This window comes from Ensifer sp. ENS02, assembly GCF_014851885.1.
GTDB lineage: Bacteria > Pseudomonadota > Alphaproteobacteria > Rhizobiales > Rhizobiaceae > Ensifer > Ensifer adhaerens.
Map to the genome: position 1 here is coordinate 34,529 of NZ_JACVAO010000005.1, position 20,420 is coordinate 54,948.

Sequence of the window (20,420 nt, forward strand, 5' to 3'; positions counted from 1 at the left end):
CGCTGTCGGTGGGCTCAGTGCGCGGCGTGTGCCGAGATGTCGGACGGCCGTCTTCCGAGAATTCGCTGATAAATGCTGACGATGCCGTCGACATGGGGCTTGATGCCATAGGCGGCAAGCGTCGAGGTGCGCGCCGTTTCGCTGATGCGCTGCCACTCGTTACGGTCTTTCAGCAGGCGCTCCATCGGGGCGACGAAAGCCTCTGGGTTTTCCGGCTCGACGAGAAAACCGGTCACGTCGTTCTCGATCGCTTCGGGATTTCCTCCGTGATTGGTGGCGACGACCGGGGTGCCGTACATCATGGCTTCGATGAGCGTTCTGCCGAACGGCTCGCTCATGGCCGGCACGAGGAGAATGTCGACGGCGCACATATAGGGCGCGACCGGATGGCGAAATCCCATGAGGTGGATCTTGTCGGCGATCCCGAGAGCGCGCGCGCGTTCTGCTGTCTCAAGGTCGAGCCGCGGCCCTGCCTGTTCGGGTGCGCCGAAAAGCAGGCCGGCTATCGGGAAATCCGGATTGCTGCGGTGAAAGGCGTGCACCGCCTCGACGAAACGGAGAGGGCGCTTGCGCTCGTTGAGAAGCCCGAAGTAGCCGACGAACCGCGTCTCCTCCGGCAGGCCGAGTTCGCGCACCAGCGCGAGCCTGCTTTCCTCCCGATCGGGGACCTGATCCGGATGCCGGAAGGGGCTGTGCAGTACCGAGATACGCCCCTCAAGCGGGAGCAACGGCTTTGCCGGCTGCGCAAATCGCGAAACCGTGACCACGTGCTTGGCAAGAAGCGGCGCAAGCATGTTGACCGCCCGGGCGCGGGGGTCGCCGCGGTGGTGCCACAGAAGTTTGGCGCCGGCCAAGTAGGTTGGAAGCGCCCAGGTGGTATGGATCGCGCCGTCGTTGGTGTGCACGATGTCGATGTTGTGCCGTCTCAGGAGATTGATGATCTTCACCATCGAGATCGGATAACGCAGCGCCGAGAAGGATCGCGTCGCGAAAGGACGATCCCGTTGCGGCGAGAGGATGTCGATGTCCTCGATCGTGACATAGTCGATCTTGTTTTCGTCCATATATCTGGAAAGCGCCTTGCGCGGATGATGCACGAAGACGATGGGGGTTATCCGGTCCCTGTCGAACGACGATATGAGGTTGAGCGCGGAAATATGGCTCCCCCCGATATCGTCACCCGAAAATGGAAATCCGACGGTAATGGCTTTTTGAGACACGAAACGAGGTCCCGAAAGTAAACTAAATATCGCAAGACTGTAGCACCGTCTCAATGCTACTTCGAGAGGTCAAAAGCGCGAGTTATATACCTAATTCGGGTGATGCAAATAAATCGAATTGACGAACTATAACAAAAGTGGAAAGCTTCGCCCCGAATTGCGCGAAAAATATTCTTTTGATTGACGATATAGGGCGGAATGAATTGCCCTGCACGAGCGTTTTCAAGCTTCTGGAGCGGGGCCTCGCCAAAAGGCTTTGGGAGTAACTATATGCCGATTGAAATTTTCATGCCGCGCACATCGCCAGGTGCGCCGCAGCCGGCCGGCCATTTCGGTTCTCGGTCTTTCCAGCAACAGACTCGACGCGCAAAGGCTTTTCAGCATGGTGCGCGCACGCTTGCCCTGCTTTCCGCCTTCTTGGGTGTCGCGGCTTCCGCCAGCGAGCCGCAGATGGTCGCGTTTCCCGGTGCCGAAGGGCACGGCAAGATGGCGCAGGGTGGCCGCGGCGGCCGCATCATCCAGGTGACGAGCCTTGAGGATTCCGGCCCGGGCACGCTGCGCGAATGCATCGAGGCGACTGGAGCTCGAAATTGCGTGTTTCGCGTGTCCGGCATCATCCGGCTCAAATCCTCGCTCGTGATCGGTGATGATAGCAACTCGGTCTCGATCCTCGGGCAGACAGCGCCGGGCGGTGGCATTTTGCTGACCATCGACCAGACGAATGACGAACTAAGGCATACCCCGCTTGTTGCCAAACAGACGCACGACGTGATCGTCCGGCATCTGCGCATTCGGCCGCGGCTGCCGAACTCCGTCAAAAACGTCCACGCGGCGGTGATCGAAAACAGCCAGCGCGTCTATTTCGACCATACATCGATGTCCTGGGCGACCGACGAGAACGTCAGCACCTATTCCAACACGACCGACATCACCATCGCGAATTCCATCTTTGCCGAGGGGCTGAACAAGCACAGCAAGTGCACCCTGCTCGGCGCCGATCCGAGAGTCCCGCAGAACATTACCTTCTGGCGAAATGCCTGCATCTCCAACAATGACCGGAACCCCGACAACAACCACTACGGAAAATCCTGCATCGAGATCGTCAACAACGTGTTTTTCAATGCACGTTCCGAGTGGGGAGAGGTGTTCTCGCAGTATCCCGGCGGCACGCCGATTTCTTATGTCGGCAACTACTTCAAGGCAGGTCCGAGCACTGTCGACAAAACCTACGCAATCAAATGGCAGAACGTCGAAAGCGCCGGCCAGCCTCAGATCTACGAGAGCGGCAATGTGTTGTGGGCGCCGCCATCCAAGTCGCTTCAATTGCTTTCGCCGGGAACAGACCAATTCGTGGTGAACCGTCCGCCTTGCCCCTTGGCGGTTGATACGCTCCTTGCAGCCGGTGAGGCATATGAAGAGGTTCGTGGCCAGTCCGGTGCGTTTCCCCGCGACGATCTCGATGTCGCCTGGATCAAGGATATGGGTGCACAAGGCGAGAGGGGAGCAGGGCGCATGGTGGTTGCGCCTGGCGAGATCCCCGCGATTAAAGAGGCACATGCGTATGGCGACGAGGACTTCGATGGAATGGCCGATAGCGTGGAGGAAAAATTTGGCGGCGTCGTCGGCGTGAATGACGCCTGGGAGCCTGCCTCGACCGATGGGAGCATGCGCTTCGATCAATTCATGGAATGGTTGTCGCAGGAGCGGATTGCCGGTCGCTACCCGAAGTAGAGGTGGCCCACGGGTTCTCTTCTGCGGCGGCCCGGAAGTGCCCGAGAATGTCTGTCAACCGTGCAGGTCAAATCGTTCCGTGGTTCGATAGCAACCAACTATTGCTCTTCCGGACGTCGTATAATATAGTTTTCTAAATTTGAATGTTATTTCTATGTCAGTATTTTACCTGCGTGGCGTTGTCGATTGCCGCGCGGTTTATGTGCGGGCGTGCTTATACTTCTTTCACGTCAGGTATTTCTATCAAATTTATATGTTAGGGCTCTCATGCTGACCATCGATCGCAAAGTCGAAGCGCCTCCAGGGCGAGGCCAAATGCCTGCGGTTCAGTATCGGGAGGCGCGCGTTGCGCCGCGCGGATATGGCATCCGCGATCTGTTCGAGCTTTTCCGCCGGTATCGCGTCGTCTTCTTCTCGCTGCTGGGATCTGCGTTGCTTGCGACGCTGTTAACGGCCGCATTGCTGCCGCGCTCCTATACCGCAGCTTCGGCCATCGTTTTCGACCGCAACGACGTCCGCCCCTACGAGGCGCAGGTCGAATTGCGCAAGCTCGAACGCGACCGGTCGGTGATGGAAACGGAGCTGGACGTGATCCGCTCGCGCGTCTTCGTGGGCGTCGTCGTCGATGCGCTCAACCTGGTCAACGATCCCGATTTCAACACTTACCTGCCTGAAATCCGCAGCGATCATGAGACGTTCCTGCAGTCGTTCTTCGCCAACATCTCCGAGTTCATTTTCGGCACGCCGGAAGAAAGTACCCAGAAGGAGCGGCTGATCTCGGAAAACGTGCAGCGCAACCGCGCCATCTCGACGCTGCTGAACTCCTATGTCGTCACCCGTACCGGGGAAAGCCTCGCGCTGACGATCCGCGTGGTGCAATCGAACCCCTTGAAAGCGGCCACGATCGCCGATGCGCTCGCCGAGCAATATCTCTCCTGGACGGCGAAAAAGACCGAAGAGGCCACGAACAACACGGTTGCGTACTTGCGCGGCGAGATGGCCAACAGCGCCACCCGAATTGCTGGCATGGAGCGCGATATCGCCGCCTTTGCCCGCGACAGCGACCTGACCTTCGATCCGCAGGATGATGTTCTAAGAGCCCGCATGCTACAGCTGAACGAGCAATATGTGACCTTGCGCGTCGAGGAAGCGGGCGCGGTTGCGAAATACAACGAGGCCAAGCAGTTGGTGTCTGCTGACGGCAAGGAATTGGCCGGCGGTGCGCTGATCTCGACGCAGCTTGATCAGTTGCGTGCTGAAGAGGCGCGGCTCGAGCGCACGCGTGCGCAGCTCGGCGCCAAGTTCGGCAAGAACCACCCGCTGGTCCTCGACGCCACAAACGAGCTTGAGTCCGTGCGCACCATGATCGGCAACGAGGCGCAGCGCCTCGTGCACGAACTGGCAAACAATGCCAAGGTGGCAACGGTGCGCGCCCAAAAATTCCAGACGGAACTGAGCGCGCTGCAGGACAAGGTCCAGGGGCGCAACCTTGCCGAAATCCGTCGGCGTGAACTTGCCCGCGACCTTCAGTCGGAACAGGCGATCTATGACCAGATCGTGCTCAGGCTGGGCGCGCTCAACCCCGAAAGAGGCGAGTACAAGCCGACCGCACGGATCGCGTCCTATGCGGAAGTGCCGACGAAACCGACGTTCCCGAATAACACGCTAGTGATCGTCGCCGGCAGCATCGGGGCCGTTCTGCTCGCGGTCGTCGGGGTGATCATTTCGGACTCCCTGGAGAGCAGGCTGTACCTGCCGCGCGACGCCGAGCAACTGCTCAACCGTCCGAACCTTGCCAGTGTGCCCGATATGCGCAAGCGCTTGCGGAATGCGTCGGCCTTTTATCACTACATGCTGAACAATCCGGAGTCGCCGGCGGCGACCGCCATGCGCACGCTATGCATGGCCTGGCTTACGATCGACCATGAGGCGGGCGGCAAGGTGGTGATGTTGTGCTCGCCGGCGCTTGGAGACGGCAAGACTACGGTTGCGCTCGGCATGGCGACAATGGCAAAGGTCGACGGACTGCGCCCGATCGTCATCGACCTTGACATGTCGGCGCAGAGCGCGCCGAACATTGCGGGTGCCAACACCAAGGATACCGCCATCACGGCGCCGCTAGAAGGCAAAGTCGATATCAAGAGCCGGATCGCGACGTCGCCGGCCTATCCCCACCTTGAGTTCATTTCGGTGCGGCCCGGCCTGATGAACCTCGATGTCCTTTGTGCCGAACTGCGCGACAGCTACGATCTCATCATCGTCGACGCGCCGGCCGTCGAAGAAAACGAAGGCGTGATCTGGCTCGCGTCGCACGTCGATTCCGTCATTCTGGTCTGCCGCTCGGGCGGCACGACGGATCGCCAGCTCGCCAATGTTCAGCAACGGTTGTCGCTGAACCACGCGGTTATTCTCGGCAGCGTCATGAACTACTGCGACCGGTCGGAGTAGGCGCCGCCGTCAATCCGGTCGGGAAGGGGCGTTTCGCAACTGGCGAGCGCCGACGGCCAAAGTCGCCTCAGACGGTCTGTTGATCGGCCCATCGTCAAACTGCGAAAGCCTTGATGTTCGACAGTCGCGTCCGTTGCCGGCTCGTTCGAGCGCGCGTTGGCCTGGCTTCGTGCCGAAGCAGCTTTCGGTGTGCGGTGATCGTCGCTAACGTCTGCGTCCGAACGATCGGTGCAGCCGCTTTGGCAAAGTTCTTGTTCCCTAGGGTCGGCGTAAACTCGTCGAAGGTCAGTGCGACACATGAGTTCGCTCGCGTCGATAGGGGGCGGGTCAGGCTGACTGACGCTGAGCCCGGCAAACGGAAACCCGATTACCCAAGGTCACCGCTTAGTGTCCAGCTTGCGGCGATAGGCGATCGCCATCTGCACGAACCAGACGCCGGACATCACGATATGCGCAACGTTCGCGCCCACGGCACCGACACGTGGGATGAGGGCGATTGCCGTGAAGAGGAAGAGGACGCCCCCAAGAAGCGCGCTTTGCAGCAGGATCTTTTCGTGTCCCATAGCGAGAAGGGCCGAATAAAGGGTTCTGCCGCAAAGAAACATGATGACGGCGACGAACTGCACCATGACGAGAGTGGCGGCCGCCTCGAAACCCGGGCCGGCCGTCACGCGCAGCACCCATTCAATGGTCAGGTACGCGCCGACGAGGGCGCAGACGCCGAAGGCGAAGAGCAGCCATGCTGTCTGGCTGACGGTCTTTCTAAATTCGTCTATCCCCTCGGTTGCCCAGACGCGCGAAAGATCCGGATAGAGCACGGCCTGAACCTGCTCGCCCGCCTGCTGCGCGATTTTCGCCACCCGCTTGGCGATATGGTAGAGGCCGGCAGACCCGGGATCAGCGAGGTAACCGACAAGAAGCGTGTCGAATTCGAAGGCGCAGGCTTGGATGATAAGCGCCATGTTGGTCCACAGCGAGAAGCTCCAGAAACCGGGGAAGCGGGTCCGGATATCGCCGAGCGGAACCCACATGACGCCGGTCAGCCCCTGCTTGCGCAACTCGCGGAAAGCCCAGACGGTCCTGTTCAGGCTGCTGCAGATCTGCGACGCCATCCACAGCAGCATGAACTCGAACAGCCCCCATCCGAGATAGACGCCGGCAAGGCACAGGAGGGCCCTGAGGATGCTGGCCGCGACCTGCCCATAGGCGACAATCTTGAAGCGGCCATAAAGCCGCATCACCGCCGTCGGCATGCCGGTTACCTGGAATGGCAGGACCGCGCAGTAGATCAGCACGAAGCGGCTCATCTCTTCGGAAATGCCGAAAAGCGGTCCGGCAAATAGCACGATCAGCACCGCCAGCCCCCATCCCGCAAGGGCGGTGGCGAGATCGATCAGCAGGCCGAATTTGAACAATGCCTTGAGGTCGTCGGTCTCGCCGACCTGAAGGGCCTTCGCCCCGTATTTGATGAGCGGCTGCCAGGAACGGAAGCTGACGAAGCGCTCGATGCCGCGAGTGTAGGCGAAGGACAGGGCCAGGAGCCCATAGTCGGCAGGGCCGAGCGCACGCGCCGTCAGGGCAAAGCCGGCCAGTCCGATGAAGGCGCTGGCGAAGTTGCCGGTCAGCAGGTGCGCTATGTTCTTGAGCCGTCCGTGGAGGTCCGCCTCGGCTTGCCAGGCTAAACGATACTTTCTTGTCTTTTTTAGTAGTGATTCCAATAATATCACAAAATTACATCCTGCTTCGAGGTTGCAATTACGTCTGTTTCATGGAAGAATGCTAATATGTGTTTTAGTGTTCTCGCACTGCGAGGAAAATTTGTTTCCCTGTTTCTGGGAAAATTTAATTACTTATCCATATGCAATTAAAAATTGTGCAGTGGAACCTGTTTTTGAAGCATATCATAGTGACCGAAAGAAATTACAGAGGTCTCGTAAAATAAATTCATCCATTGCTGGAGTTTAATTTCCGCTTCTTTTGGTGCGGTTGAACCACCGTGAAGTTCGGATTTATTCATTAGAGGGAAGCATGAAGTTTCCGGCTCAAACAATCTTTCGCATCGTCAGTCATATCGCTTTCGTCGCGACGGCGACGTTGTTGCTGACGGGTCCCCTTCACGCTGCCGGCGCATCGACCGCCAGTACGCCCAGCGCCACCGCATCGGGCGCCGCAACAGCGAGCGCCGTGCCCACGACCCAGGCGGCGCCCGCCGCCTACCGGGTTTCGGTCGGGGACGTGCTGTCCTTCGACATATTGGATGATGCCGAGTTGCCGACGTCGCTGACGATTGCGACCGATGGAGCGGCCGCATTTCCCTTGATCGGCGCGTTCAAGATCGAGGGGCGAACCATTCCTGAGGCGGTTGACGCCTTGCGCAGCGAATATCTGTCCCGCCAGTTGCTGACCGATCCGAAGCTGTCGCTTTCTATCGTAACGGTTCGCCCTGTGCTGATCCTTGGCGAAGTGCGCACACCTGGCTCCTTCGCCTATTATCCGGGACTGACGGTCGAGCAGGCCGTCGGCCTTGCCGGTGGACCACAGACGGCGATGAGCAATCCGGCTGACCGCATCATCGCCCAGGCGAAGCTGCGCGGCACGATCGAGGAAACGGATGTTGAGATCGTGCGAGAGGCGGTCTACACCGCCCGGCTTTACGCGCAATTACGCGGTTCCGAGAAGGTCGACCTCAAGGATATTCCGGAAAGCGTCAAGATGTATGTCGATGAAGTTTCGGTCGGTCCCGTGGTCGCGATCGAGGAGAAGATCCTGAAGACGGACCTGCTGTCGACAAAGAACCAGATGGAGATCCTCAACCAGAGCATCATGCAGACGGAGGCGAGTCTCACGATCCTCGACAAGCTCAAGGAGCAGCAGGAGGAGGTCGTCGCCCTCAACGAACAGGTTGAGGCGAGGACGCTCGCGCTCAGGAAACGGGAGCTGAATACGGAATCGGAGCTTTCACGGGTGAAAATGGCGACTTCGAGCGAAAAATCGCGATTGCTGGAGCTTATCTCCGAGATCGGGCGCTCCAACCGCGAGCTCGCGAACCTGAAGCTGCAGCTCGAAACCTTGAAGGCAAACCGCGAGAAGGAGATCCTGACCTTGCTCCAGGAGCGCGAGGCCACGCTCAAGAAGCTCGAAACGCAGCGTCAGTCAACCAAGGAACAGATGGTCCTGATGGCTGCTGCCGAGGTCGATTCGAGCAAGAACGAACAGGTATCGTTTCTCTACAAGATCGATCGGGAGACCGGTCGCGGCGAGGCCAAGACCCGGCAGAGCATCGAGGCCACAAAAGTTACGGCTGTGCTGCCTGGCGATGTCATCTTCGTATCGATCGCCGGCCTGTAGCTTCGGAATAATAGGGGCTTCGGCCGTGCATAGATGGAGAGTTGCGTGAGGGGCGAGTTTGCATGTGGGCTGACGTCGGGCTTTGACGACGAGGATGACCGTCATTGTCGGGAAACGGTTCTGAGATCGGCGGCGATCGGGGTGTTGGCGAGGGCAGCAGGATGAGCCTGATGGAAACGCTCGGACGAACGCTGGTCATCGCACCGCATCCCGACGACGAGGTTCTGGGCGCCGGCGGAACGATGGCGCGGCTGGCGGCGCAAGGAAGCGACGTCTTCGTGGCTGTTGTCACAGAGGGAAAACCACCGGCCTATGATCGCGCCTCGGTGGAAGCCGTTCAAGCCGAAGCCCATGAGGCGCATCGGATTCTCGGGGTCAAGGAAACGCGCTGGCTGGGTTTCCCCGCCGCAGCCCTTTCCGAAACCTCCCATTCGGCGCTTAACGCTGCGCTGTTCGAGCTGGTGCGCTCCATCGCGCCGCAAACGCTGATCATCCCCTTTGTCGGCGACATGCATGTCGATCATCAGTTGATCTTCCTGTCGTCGATGGTGGCCGCAAGGCCGCATCAGCCCGGCTATCCCAAGGTGATCCTGGCTTACGAGACGTTGTCGGAGACAAACTGGAACGCGCCTTATGTGACGCCGGGCTTCGCACCGAATGTGTTTGTCGACATCAGCGACCATATCGATCGAAAGCTTGCGGCGATGAAGGCGTTCAAGTCCCAGGTTCGGGCGGCGCCGCATGAGCGCAGCCTCGAGACCTTGAACGCGCTCGCCACATTGCGCGGCGCAACCGTGCTGAAATCGGCCGCCGAGGCCTTCGTGATGGTGCGGCAGGTCATCTGATATTTCCGGAGTTTTCAGTTGAGCGAGGGAGCAAGCTGTGGCGACGTGGCCGGTATATGACGAGGAACAGATTGCGGATGTTGCCGCGGTGTTAAGGTCGGGCAAGGTGAATGCCTGGACCGGGCCGCACGTTGCAGCCTTCGAGGAAGCCTATGCCCGTGCACTCGGGCGCAAGCACGCCATCGCGCTTGCGAACGGTACGCTTGCGCTGGAGCTGGCGCTTTTCGCGCTCGGTCTCGAACCCGGCGACGAGGTGATCGTGACGCCGCGCAGTTTCGTCGCCTCGGCGTCGTGCGTTTCGTTTTGCGGCGGCGTTCCCGTCTTTGCCGATGTCGACGAGAACAGCCAGAACATCAGCGCCGCAACGATCGCACCGAAGATCACCAACCGGACAAAGGGCATCATCGCGGTCCACCTGGCAGGCTTTCCCTGCGACATGCAGGAAATCATGGCCCTTGCCAGACAGGCCGGACTTTGGGTGATCGAGGATTGCGCGCAGGCCCACGGCGCGGAGATTGACGGCAAGCCGGTCGGAAGTTTCGGCGATATCGCCGCGTTCTCCTTTTGCCAGGACAAGATCATCACGACCGGCGGCGAGGGTGGCCTGATCGCTCTTGACGACGAGGCACTGTGGAAGAAGGCCTGGAGCCGTAAGGACCACGGCAAATCCTATGACGCGGCGTTCCTGCGAGAGCATCCGCCGGGTTTCCGATGGCTGCATGAAACGATCGGCACGAACTGGCGCATGACATCGCTGTCGGCCGTTCTCGGCTCGAGGCAATTGGAGCGCCTTCCGGCATGGCACGCGACAAGGTCTCGCAACGCTGCGATCCTCGACGAGGTGGCCCTAGAGCTTGCAGCGTTGCGCGTACCGACGTTGCCGAAGGGATATCGCCACGCGTACTACCGCTACTACGCTTTCGTTCGGCCGGAGGCATTGAAGCCCGGGCACGATCGCGACTGGATTGTCGCGGCGATGAACGCGGCAGGTGTGCCGTGTTTTTCCGGAAGCTGCTCGGAGGTCTATCTGGAGAAGTGCTTTACCGATCTTGGGCTTTCGCCGTCCGAGCGGCTCCCGGTCGCACGAAGGCTGGGCGAAACCAGTATCGCGCTTCTCGTCGATCCGGCGCAGAGCGAAGAGGCGATGACCAAGGCCGCCCGCTTCCTGCATGCCGTCGTCACCGAAGCGTCTCTTCCCGCTCTGGGTCAACGCGCGCCGGTGCTTGAAATGGAAGCGCGGGCATAGAACCGCGATTTCGGAAACGGTCGAGCAGCCGCGACGCGGTTGCCCGGCCATGTGCCGACCGGTGCATGGGAGTTGAAGATGAAGCGGTGCTTTGACATCGTCTTTGCGTTGGTCGCGGGCCTCTTGAGCCTGCCGATCATGCTGGTGGTCGGGATTGCGGTCGCCATCTGGCTTGGGCGGCCCGTGTTGTTTTACCAGACCCGGGCGGGGCTCGACCGGCGTCCGTTTCGCATGATGAAGTTTCGGTCGATGTCGGATGCGCGAGACGCCGAAGGCCGCCCCCTCAGCGACGCCGAGCGCACGGGACGGTTCGGGCTTCTGCTTCGCCGGACGCGCCTGGACGAGTTGCCCGAGTTCTGGAACATCCTTATCGGCGACATGAGCCTCATCGGCCCGCGGCCGATCCTTCCGGAGACGATCGACGCGCTGGGCGAGCGCGGGGTTCGTCGCTGCAGCGTTCGGCCGGGGCTCACCGGCTGGGCTCAGATCAGCGGCAACGCCATTCTTTCGAACGACGACAAGCTCGATCTTGATCTCTGGTACATTGCCAACCGATCAGCCTGGGTCGATCTCAAGATCATCGCCGAAACTGTTCTGGTGATGATCCTCGGGGATCGGATCAGCGAACGCCGGCTCAGCGCGGCACGCCAGAGCGTGCCTGAGCGATAAGATCCTTCTGCCGCAGTTCGGGTTGTGGCGCCGGTTCGGGTTGGGCAAAGGCGTCCGACGTCGCTTTTGCCGAAGCTGAGAGCGCGATGTAGGCGCAGGCAAGGGCCACGGGCAAGACGAGCGGGAAGGGCCAGAAGCGGCTATAGGCGTGCGGCACGGCATTCGCGACCAACAGCAGCATGGAGACGTTGGCGACGATGCAGCCTGCAAACGGTCGCCCGCCGGGAAGCCGCGCCACGGCCAGCGCCGGACCGAAGGCCGAAAGCAGCATCACCAGAAGACCCACCGCCGAGATCAGCCCGCCTTCCGTCCACAGGAGCAGATAGAGATTATGAACCGGCTGGTGAATGGCGCTCGCGATCCGGTACTGGTCCGCGCCGACGCCGAGCAGCAAGGTGCTGTCGGTCATGTTCATCGCTTCATAGATCAGATCGACGCGATGATCGAACGTGCCGGCCTGGCCGATGTCGCCGCTTTCGAGCGCTCCGAGCACGCGTTTCTGGAATGCGGCCGGAAGATAGTCGCGGGCGGATGTGAAGACTGCGAGAACGATGCCGGCCAAAAGGACGACGTTGATGATCAGCCGCTTCCAGTTGACGCCGATGATAGCAAATACGCTCATGCCGAAGACAAGGGCGATGAGGCCAGTGTTGGAGCCGGTCAGCACGATCCCGTAGATCAGGATAAATAGGGCAAAGACGGCATAGATTCGGTTGAGCCGCTTCGTCGTGATCAACACAAGCAGGATCGGGACCGCGAGCGCTATCACCGCCGCGCACTCGTTTTCACGCTCCATAAGGCCGCTGAAGCGGCCGTTGCCGCTGACGAAGTTCGTGTTCGTGCGGCCATCAATATGGATGAGATAGATGCCCTGGAAACAAAGGACGAGGATCGAGAACACATAGGTCTTCGCGAGCAGCACGAGCTGATCGAGCGTACGACCGCTGAACAATAGCACTACAAAGAGATAAGCGTAGAGATATTGGGTGACGACGACGATGCCGCGCATCGGATCCGGGCCCGCGATGCTGCTTACCAGCAGGCCGGAGACCAGCATTGTCAGCCCCAGCCACCACAATCCGCTGCTAACACGCCCGAAGAGCTGAAGATCGATATTGCGGTTGAGTAGCGCAAAGCAGAAGCAAAGAAAGGCGAGGAAATCGGCGACCGTAAAGTTCGTATCGCCGTAGCGAAAATAGTTCATCGAGCAAAAAAAGACGGCGCCGACCAGCAGAAGGAACTCGATCTTTTTGGTGAGCACGATGCCTGGCGCATCGCGGCGAGCGGCTTCGCGGCGAGCAGCCAATCCGGCCGAAAGGGTATGGTTGAACATGTTCATGGCATGCCGTCACCTTCAACCAACACAAGGCCGTGCGCTCGAACGTCGTCTTCAGGCATTCTAGACTTTCTCCCTTTAGTCTGCTTCCTTTTCGCAGGCTTCCGGCCCGCAATCACGCCCCCAGCCGATGAACCCTGGATTGGCGAAATCGCAATCATTTGCCTGACGCCGCTTTCCGTAGCGGAACGGTTGCCCGTCAAGCGTCGTGACGCGCCCGCCGGCAGCGCGCAGCACGGCATCACCGGCGGCCGTATCCCATTCCATCGTGCGACCGAAACGGGGATAGACATCGGCGAGCCCCTCGGCCAGCAGGCAAAATTTGAGCGACGAGCCGACCGACGTGCAGTCGCGGATTGCGTTCTGCTCCAGAAAATCCGCCGTCTCGGCATCGCTGTGCGAACGGCTGGCAACCGCGGTCAGATTTTCAGGCCGTTCTCGACACCGTATTTCCGTGGTCCCGGTGATGGCAAAGTCGGCGGTCACCTGAAACTTCTTCGCCCGTCCCCCTTCTGCGACATAGCCAACGAGCCGAGCGGGCGCAAAGACGACGCCAGCCACCGGCTCGCCGTCGCTGATCAAGGCGATGTTGACGGTGAAGTCACTTCGCCGGTTGATAAATTCCTTCGTTCCGTCGAGCGGGTCGACGAGGAAGAAGCGCCGGCCCTCGATCTCGGGCACTGAGCCTGCCGCGACGGCTTCCTCGGCGACCACCGGGATATCGGGGAATGCTCGAGCCAAAATGGCAAGGATGATCTCTTCGGCACGCCGGTCCGCTTCGGTGACCGGCGAACGGTCGGCTTTTTCATCGACCGTGATATCACGCGCATAGACGTCTAGAATGGCCTTGCCAGCCTCTATCGCTGCGGCCGTGAGCGTATCGATCATTATCTTTCTCCGTACTGCCGCTGGGAGCGTCGTCTGCCGCGCCGGACTGGTCGTTATTGATTGTCCAGGTAGGCCTCGATTTCGCCTGCAAGCGCCGTGACTTCGCGGCCCACGGTGTGCAGGTGGATTTCCGGCCTCTCCGGGCGCTCGTAAGGCGAACTAATGCCCGTAAAGTTGCTGATCTCGCCGGCGAGCGCCTTCTTGTAGAGGCCCTTGGGATCGCGGCGCGCGCATTCCTCGATCGGGGTGTCGACAAAAATCTCGATGAATTCGCCCGGGCCGAACAATTCGCGGGCCATGCGGCGCTCCGAGCGGAACGGCGAGATGAACGAAACGAGCACGATTAGGCCCGCTTCGGTCATGAGTTTCGCGACTTCGGCCACGCGTCTGATGTTCTCGACGCGGTCTTCTTCGGTGAAGCCGAGATCGCGGTTGAGGCCGTGACGGACATTGTCGCCGTCAAGCAGGAACGTGTGCTTGCCCCGGGCGTGCAGCATTTTCTCGACAGTGTTGGCGATCGTCGATTTGCCCGAGCCGGAGAAACCGGTGAACCACAGCACCCGCGGCGTCTGATGATTGAGCGCGGAGCGGGCCTTCTTGTTGATGTCGAGGGCCTGCCAATGCACGTTGAGCGCGCGACGCAGCGGAAAGTCGATCATGCCAGCGCCGACCGTGGCGTTGGTGAAACGATCGATCAGCACGAAGTTGCCGGTGGTCCGGTTGTCCTTGTAGCTGTCGAAGACGATCGGCGCCTGGGTGGAGAGATTGCAAACGCCGATCTCGTTCATGCGCAGCGATTTTGCCGCTTCCTCGGCGAAGGTGTTGACGTCGATCTGGTGTTTGAGGCTGGTAATCGTCGCGCTGACGCTGTCGACTTCCGTGCGCAGGATGTAGCTGCGTCCGGGAAGCATCGCATCCGGATGAAGCCAGATCACGTGCGCCATAAACTGATCGGCGACATGCGGCCGATTTTCCGGCGGCACGAGCATGTTGCCGCGTGAGATATCAAGTTCGTCCTCCAGCACGAGCGTGACAGACTGGCCCTCGACCGCGCGCGCAAGCTTGCCGTCATAGGTGACGATTTCCTTGACCCGGGTGAGCTGGCCGGATTTTGCCACCGCGAGCGGATCGCCGACAGCTATGCTGCCCGATGCCACCTGGCCGGCAAAGCCGCGAAAGTCGAGATTTGGGCGAAGGACCAGTTGCACCGGGAAACGGAATTCCGCTTCGGCTGCCTCTTCCTCGATCGGCACCGTCTCGAGATGCTCCAGCAATGTTGGACCGCCATACCAGGGCATGTTTGGCGAACGGCTCGTCATGTTGTCGCCAAAGCGCGCCGAAATCGGGATCGGCGTGATCGTCGAGAAGCCGAGGTTCTCGGCAAAGGCCCTGTAGTCGGCGACGATCGTGTCGAAGACCCTGCGGTCAAAACCGACGAGGTCGATCTTGTTGACGGCAAGTACGACATGGCGCACCCCGAGCAAGGACGCGATGAAGGAATGGCGCCGCGTCTGCTGAAGAATACCCTTGCGGCTGTCGACGAGCACGACTGCAAGGGCCGCCGTGGACGCCGCAGTGACCATGTTGCGGGTATACTCCTCGTGCCCCGGCGCGTCGGCCACGATGAACTTGCGGCGCGAGGTAGCGAAGAAGCGATAGGCAACGTCGATGGTGATGCCCTGTTCTCTTTCTGCCTCCAGGCCGTCGATCAGGAGTGCGAAGTCGATGTCGCCGTTGTTTGCGCTGGTGCGTTTGGTCTCGCGCTTAAGTGCTGCGAGCTGGTCGTCGAAGAGCAGCTTGCTATCGTACAGCAGGCGGCCAATCAGCGTCGACTTGCCGTCGTCGACCGAACCACAGGTCATGAAACGCAGAAGCGATTTCTTCTCCTGTTTGGCCAGATATTCGAGCACGCTGCCCGGTGTTGCGGGAATGCTGGCGGTCATCAGAAGTACCCCTCCCGCTTCTTCTTCTCCATCGACGCGGTTTCGTCCGCGTCGATCAGGCGGCCGTGCCTTTCCGACGTGCGGGCGGTCAGCATTTCGCGGACGATGTCCTGGAGTGTCGTGGCGTTGGATTCGATCGCAGCGGTGAGCGGGTAGCAGCCAAGCGTGCGAAACCGCACCAGGCGCTGCTCGACCTTCTCGTCCGCATGGAGCGGCATGCGCTCGTCATCCACCATGATCAGCATGCCGTCCCGCTCGACGACCGGACGGCGTGCGGCGAAGTAAAGTGGCACGATCGGGATGTTTTCCTTGAGGATATATTGCCAGATGTCGAGTTCCGTCCAGTTGGACAGGGGAAAGACACGAATGGATTCGGATGGGCCGACGCGCGTGTTGTAGCTCTTCCAGAGCTCGGGCCGCTGGTTCTTCGGATCCCAGGCGTGCTGAGCGTTGCGGAAGGAGAAGATGCGCTCTTTTGCCCTGCTCTTTTCCTCGTCCCGCCGCGCCCCCCCGAAGGCCGCATCGAAGCCGTATTTGTCGAGTGCCTGGCGCAGCGCAATCGTCTTCATCACATGCGTATGCACGTTGGAGCCGTGGGTGAAGGGGTTAATCTGCTGCTCGAGGCCGTCGCGATTAATATGAACAAGCAGGTCGATGCCGAGTTCGGCCGCAGTCCGGTCGCGAAACTCGATCATTTCTCGGAATTTCCAGGTGGTGTCGACGTGGAGGAACGGGAAAGGCGGCTTGCCGGGATAAAATGCCTTCATCGCCAGATGCAGCATGACGGAGGAGTCCTTGCCCACCGAATAGAGCATGACCGGCTTCGCAAAGGTCGCGGCGACCTCTCGGAATATGTGGATCGCCTCGGCTTCCAGGCGCTGCAAATGAGTTAAGGACATCGGTGCTAATGCTCCAATATTGCAAAAAAACTTGAACCCTCAATTATATATTGCGTTCCTTTTGGAAGGTTATGTATTTTTTAAATTTAGATCTTAACTATACTTATTGTTCTAGGCGTTAGTTCTTGTGGTCGTAGTTGGCGCCTCTGAGCCGCGAAAGACCCACAATCGCGACGCCAGATAATTCCAGACAAAGACGATCGGGACGCTGATCACCTTGGCGACCGGTGCCGGGATCGTTAGGGCAAGGCCGGTGACGATCCCCGTCGATATCAAGAGACCCGTCAGGGTGGCAGCGACAAATTTCACCGCCTGCACATGGCTGTGGGCAGCGCGGAAGGTCCAGGTGCGATTGAGCATGTAGCTGACCGCGATGCCGCAGGAATAGGAAACGAGGTTGGACAGCGTTGGCCGAGCCCCCAGGAAATAGAGCGTGTTGAACAACACCATGTCGAGCAGGGTCGTCACGGCTCCCACAGCCGCAAACCGTGCAAGCGTTTCGCCGGCACGCTGCCGGGAGCTAGCGTCTTTTGTTGTCGGCAACGACATCGCCGTGCCTCCAATCCGGCATCGCCGGAGCCGGCCGCCGGTGTTCGTCGTCATTGAGCGACGCTTCGATAATCGGGGCGGGCCGGCGTTTCGACTGCATGAAGATACGGCCCACATACTCACCCATGATGCCGAGAAAAATCGCGTTCAAGGTGATCGAAATCAGAAGCAGGATCGTTGTCGTTGCAAAGCCCGCCGGCCAGTCCTGGCCGAACAGAAGCTTGCCGACGAGGTAGCCGAACAGCAGCAGCAGCGTTGCTGTGCCCATCACCAGGCTTGCCATCGAGGCCAGTCGCAAGGGTGTCAACGAATGGTTGAGGATCCCATCGACCGCAAGCGACAGCATGGCCTTGAATGGGAACTTGCTTTCACCCGCGACACGGGCCTCACGGTCATACTCGAAGCCCACCTGCGAGAAACCCATCGCACTGATGAGTCCGCGCAGATAGGGCGAGGTGTCGTCGACCTTCCGCAGTTCGTCGAGGATGCGTCGGTCGACAAGGCGGAATTCGCCGGCGTTGAGCGGCAGGTCGTCCTCGCTGAGCGCATTGATACACCAGTAGAAGGCACGGCGGATGCGCGTCGTCAGCCATCCGTCCTTGAGCGTGCGACGGATGCCGTAAACCACCTGGTGTCCGTGGTGCCAAAGCTCCAGCATCCCCGGAATGAGATGGGGCGGATCCTGTAGGTCGCAGTCGATCTGGACCGAGCAGTCGCCCGTGGCAGACTTGTAAGCCACGAGAAGCGAGCGTTGATAGCCGATGTTGCGGCTGAAACGGATCACCCGGACGGTCGGATCCTCGCGGGAGATCTCGGTCAGAATGGGGAATGTGCGGTCGGTGGAATGGTTGTCCATGAAGATGATCTCGCGGTCGTAGCCAGGCAGGCTTCGAAACACGTCAACGATCGCCTCATGGGCGCGCCGAACATTGGACTCTTCGTTGAAAGCCGGCACCAGGATCGAGATTTTGGGTCTCTGCTTCATCGCCACCACCATCTTCACGCCGTTTCTCGAGACCAACGGCCGGCGTTCGAACTGGGCAGCGCGGGGGCCTGCCGGTGCCACTCGACCGTGCGGGTTATTCCCTCGCGCAAGGCGATGCGCGCACTCCAACCGAAGAGGTCCTTGGCGCGCGCCGTCGATGCGCGCAGCTCGTTTGCGCCCGCCGACATTCCTCCCAGACGATATTCGATGAGATCAGGGTCGGCGCCCGTCCGCTCGACGATGAGTTCAGCGACCTCCCGCATGGTTGGTGCGATGCCACTTGCGACATTGACAAGCCGCGTGCTGACCGGCGCGTCGGCGATGCGAAGCAGTGCGTCGACAACGTCGCTCACATGAAGCAGATCGCGACGGTCGCCGGAATGGTGGACAACGCAGGGCTGACCGGCAAGGCAACGTTCGATGAACAGAGGGATCATGAATTCGGTCGACTGCGTTGGGCCATAGACCAGAGCCAGCCTGGTGGTGATCACGGGGAAGGGCAAGCGTCTCTGCAATCCGCCGATGAGGTGGGTCGCAGCAGCGAGTTCGGCACCATAGGCGGTGGCGGGCATTTCCCGGCTCTCTTCCTCATAGGGTCTGGGCGCGGTGCCGTATTCGGCAATCGATCCGGTCCGGATGATTTTCAAGGGCGGATGGGGAACGCTGCTTGCGGCGCCGAGAAGGTTCAACAAAGCGGCGAAGTGTTCTTTGATGCCTGCCTTGGCGTCGCTCAATTCCGCTTCCTCGCGTCTCCTCGGGCGTGCGGCGAGATGGAAGACGAACTCAGGTGAGATCTTAGACAGGCAACACTTCATGGCGTCTTCCGACTGGAGGTCGAAGTTGTGTCGTTCAATCGACTGATCGAGCGCGTCCAGTCGGCTGTCGTCGGAGCCGGGCCGAACCACGACATGGACTTCGTGGCCGACATCAAGGCAGGTTCGCGTCAAATGCGAACCAATGAAGCCAGCAGCGCCCGTAATCAGAACCCTCGACATCGCCCATTCCTATTTGCGCAGGACAGTCGGATTGAAGCCCCGGTCGAGTGCGCTTCCACCGCGACGGGTGGAAACGCCTCACCTCCGTCGTTTTCAGTTGACCATGGCCGGGTACGGCAACGGCACGAGGAAGCGGCCGCCATGCGCGGCGAAGTCCGCCTGCTGCGCGCGGATCTCATCGAAGAAATTCCACGCGAGCACCAGAAGCACGCCGGGCGCATCCTCCCGCAACACGTCCGGGGAGCGAATTGGTATTTTCATGCCCGGCGAATATAGGCCCTGCTTCAAGGCATTCCGGTCAACCAGGTAATCGAGCCTGTCCGGGCCGATCCCAAAATAGTTGAGCAAGGTGTTTCCCTTGGCAGGTGCACCGTAACCTGCGACGGTGACGCCGTCTTTCTTGAGCTGGTCCAGCATGGCGATCAGGTCGACGCCGATCTTCCGGATGCGCTCGGCAAAGGCAAGATAGGTATCCGCCTCGAGCATCCCTGCCTTGAGCTCTTCCGCAAGCATCTCGCTGACGATCGCAGTCGGGGGCGTGGCTGTGGCGGCGTGTTTGAGGAAAACGCGCATCGAGCCTCCATGCACGCCGAGACGATGAACATCGACGACGTCAAGGTCGAAGTACCCGCCGAGCTTGACGAGCGATAGTAGGCTGAACTCGGATACATGCTCGTGATAGATCGTGTCGAACTCGTTGTTTTCGAGAAGATTTTTCGCCCAGGGCACTTCGATGACGAAGACGCCATCATCGGCCAGCCAGCCTTTGACGCCAGCCATGAAGTCATGAAGATCGCCGATGTGGTTGAACGTGTTTGTGGTGACGATCGCTTTTGCCGAACCGTACTCACTGATCAGTCGGCCTGAGCCGCTATGGGTAAAGTAGCCGACGTCGACGTCGACACCGCGCGAGCGGGCGATCTCGGCCAGGTTCGCCGCCGGGTCGACGCCGAGCGTCTTTCCACCCACCTTGTTGCACGCCGAAAGCAGGAGTCCGTCATTGCAGCCGATGTCGACGATGAGCCCGTCGCCGGCGGCCTTCTTCAAAATTCCGGCCAGTCCAGCAAAATGGTCATGCATGGATGTAGCGCTCGATGGGACGTAGAGATAGTGCTCAAAGAATCCGTCGGGAACCTGGTCGGAGACCTGGATCAATCCACAGGTCAGGCAGGCCTGCGAGTCTAGCGGATACATGGGCTGGTTCTCGGGCACATCTTCCGGGCGCACGAAGCTGTTTGCCGGTGGGTGATCGCCCATGCAGAGAAACGTCAGTGGGTCGGCTGCAAGGCAGGCGCGGCATCTCAAAAGGCGTGTCATT

General features: G+C 60.1%; 16 protein-coding genes. 6 read left to right on the forward strand and 10 right to left on the reverse strand.

Annotation, left to right across the window (positions count from 1 at the left end; genetic code table 11):
• Positions 1-14: 14 nt before the first annotated feature.
• Positions 15-1,220 (reverse strand): glycosyltransferase family 4 protein, encoded by a 1,206-nt coding sequence (locus IB262_RS11915; RefSeq protein WP_143106254.1) that lies wholly within the window; start codon positions 1,218-1,220, stop codon positions 15-17.
• A 603-nt stretch (positions 1,221-1,823) separates the two neighbouring features.
• Here IB262_RS11915 and IB262_RS11920 point away from each other — a divergent pair.
• Both IB262_RS11920 and IB262_RS11925 read left to right on the forward strand, forming a co-directional pair.
• Positions 1,824-2,951 carry a pectate lyase gene (locus IB262_RS11920; protein ID WP_146749593.1) on the forward strand — a complete coding sequence of 376 codons (1,128 nt, stop codon included), beginning with the start codon at positions 1,824-1,826 and terminating at the stop codon, positions 2,949-2,951.
• A gap of 315 nt (positions 2,952-3,266) precedes the next feature.
• Positions 3,267-5,399 (forward strand): exopolysaccharide transport family protein, encoded by a 2,133-nt coding sequence (locus tag IB262_RS11925; protein WP_162728857.1) that lies wholly within the window; start codon positions 3,267-3,269, stop codon positions 5,397-5,399.
• A 377-nt stretch (positions 5,400-5,776) separates the two neighbouring features.
• On the opposite strand, the gene IB262_RS11930 is transcribed toward IB262_RS11925, so the two are convergent.
• The gene (locus IB262_RS11930; RefSeq protein ID WP_090427288.1) at positions 5,777-7,117 is read right to left on the reverse strand and encodes an oligosaccharide flippase family protein; all 1,341 of its coding nucleotides are present in this window, start codon (positions 7,115-7,117) and stop codon (positions 5,777-5,779) included.
• 310 nt (positions 7,118-7,427) lie between these two features.
• Here IB262_RS11930 and IB262_RS11935 point away from each other — a divergent pair, with 310 nt between their 5' ends.
• From IB262_RS11935 to IB262_RS11950, 4 genes are all read left to right on the forward strand, one after another.
• On the forward strand, positions 7,428-8,747 hold the full coding sequence (locus IB262_RS11935; protein ID WP_090427291.1) for a polysaccharide biosynthesis/export family protein: 1,320 nt from the start codon (positions 7,428-7,430) through the stop codon (positions 8,745-8,747).
• 161 nt (positions 8,748-8,908) lie between these two features.
• On the forward strand, positions 8,909-9,592 hold the full coding sequence (locus IB262_RS11940; protein WP_090427293.1) for a PIG-L deacetylase family protein: 684 nt from the start codon (positions 8,909-8,911) through the stop codon (positions 9,590-9,592).
• Positions 9,593-9,629: 37 nt separating this feature from the next.
• A complete protein-coding gene (locus IB262_RS11945) occupies positions 9,630-10,838 on the forward strand; it encodes a DegT/DnrJ/EryC1/StrS aminotransferase family protein (protein ID WP_112772863.1) in 1,209 nt (402 codons plus the stop codon).
• Positions 10,839-10,916: 78 nt separating this feature from the next.
• Positions 10,917-11,507 carry a sugar transferase gene (locus IB262_RS11950; protein ID WP_060520987.1) on the forward strand — a complete coding sequence of 197 codons (591 nt, stop codon included), beginning with the start codon at positions 10,917-10,919 and terminating at the stop codon, positions 11,505-11,507.
• On the opposite strand, the gene IB262_RS11955 is transcribed toward IB262_RS11950, so the two are convergent.
• The 8 genes from IB262_RS11955 to IB262_RS11990 all read right to left on the reverse strand — a co-directional run bounded on the left by IB262_RS11955 (position 11,473) and on the right by IB262_RS11990 (position 20,419).
• A complete protein-coding gene (locus IB262_RS11955) occupies positions 11,473-12,846 on the reverse strand; it encodes an O-antigen ligase family protein (RefSeq protein ID WP_034798297.1) in 1,374 nt (457 codons plus the stop codon). The two genes, IB262_RS11950 and IB262_RS11955, sit on opposite strands and share 35 nt — an antisense overlap.
• A 75-nt stretch (positions 12,847-12,921) precedes the next feature.
• Complete coding sequence (gene cysQ, locus IB262_RS11960; protein ID WP_112976840.1) at positions 12,922-13,731, reverse strand: 3'(2'),5'-bisphosphate nucleotidase CysQ; 810 nt, start codon at positions 13,729-13,731, stop codon at positions 12,922-12,924.
• Positions 13,732-13,784: 53 nt separating this feature from the next.
• Positions 13,785-15,674, reverse strand: coding sequence for a sulfate adenylyltransferase subunit CysN (gene cysN, locus IB262_RS11965; protein ID WP_112772860.1), 1,890 nt, complete (start codon positions 15,672-15,674; stop codon positions 13,785-13,787).
• Complete coding sequence (gene cysD / locus IB262_RS11970; RefSeq protein ID WP_112772859.1) at positions 15,674-16,573, reverse strand: sulfate adenylyltransferase subunit CysD; 900 nt, start codon at positions 16,571-16,573, stop codon at positions 15,674-15,676. Before cysD ends, cysN begins: the two co-directional genes overlap by 1 nt.
• A 111-nt stretch (positions 16,574-16,684) precedes the next feature.
• Entirely contained in the window at positions 16,685-17,122 is a 438-nt protein-coding gene (locus IB262_RS11975) for a GtrA family protein (protein WP_162731905.1), read from the reverse strand.
• A complete protein-coding gene (locus IB262_RS11980; protein WP_112772870.1) occupies positions 17,094-18,107 on the reverse strand; it encodes a glycosyltransferase family 2 protein in 1,014 nt (337 codons plus the stop codon). Before IB262_RS11980 ends, IB262_RS11975 begins: the two co-directional genes overlap by 29 nt.
• A gap of 14 nt (positions 18,108-18,121) precedes the next feature.
• A complete protein-coding gene (locus tag IB262_RS11985; protein ID WP_192493589.1) occupies positions 18,122-19,102 on the reverse strand; it encodes an NAD(P)-dependent oxidoreductase in 981 nt (326 codons plus the stop codon).
• A 93-nt stretch (positions 19,103-19,195) separates the two neighbouring features.
• Positions 19,196-20,419, reverse strand: coding sequence for a class I SAM-dependent methyltransferase (locus tag IB262_RS11990; RefSeq protein ID WP_090427312.1), 1,224 nt, complete (start codon positions 20,417-20,419; stop codon positions 19,196-19,198).
• Between the last annotated feature and the right edge of the window lies 1 nt (position 20,420).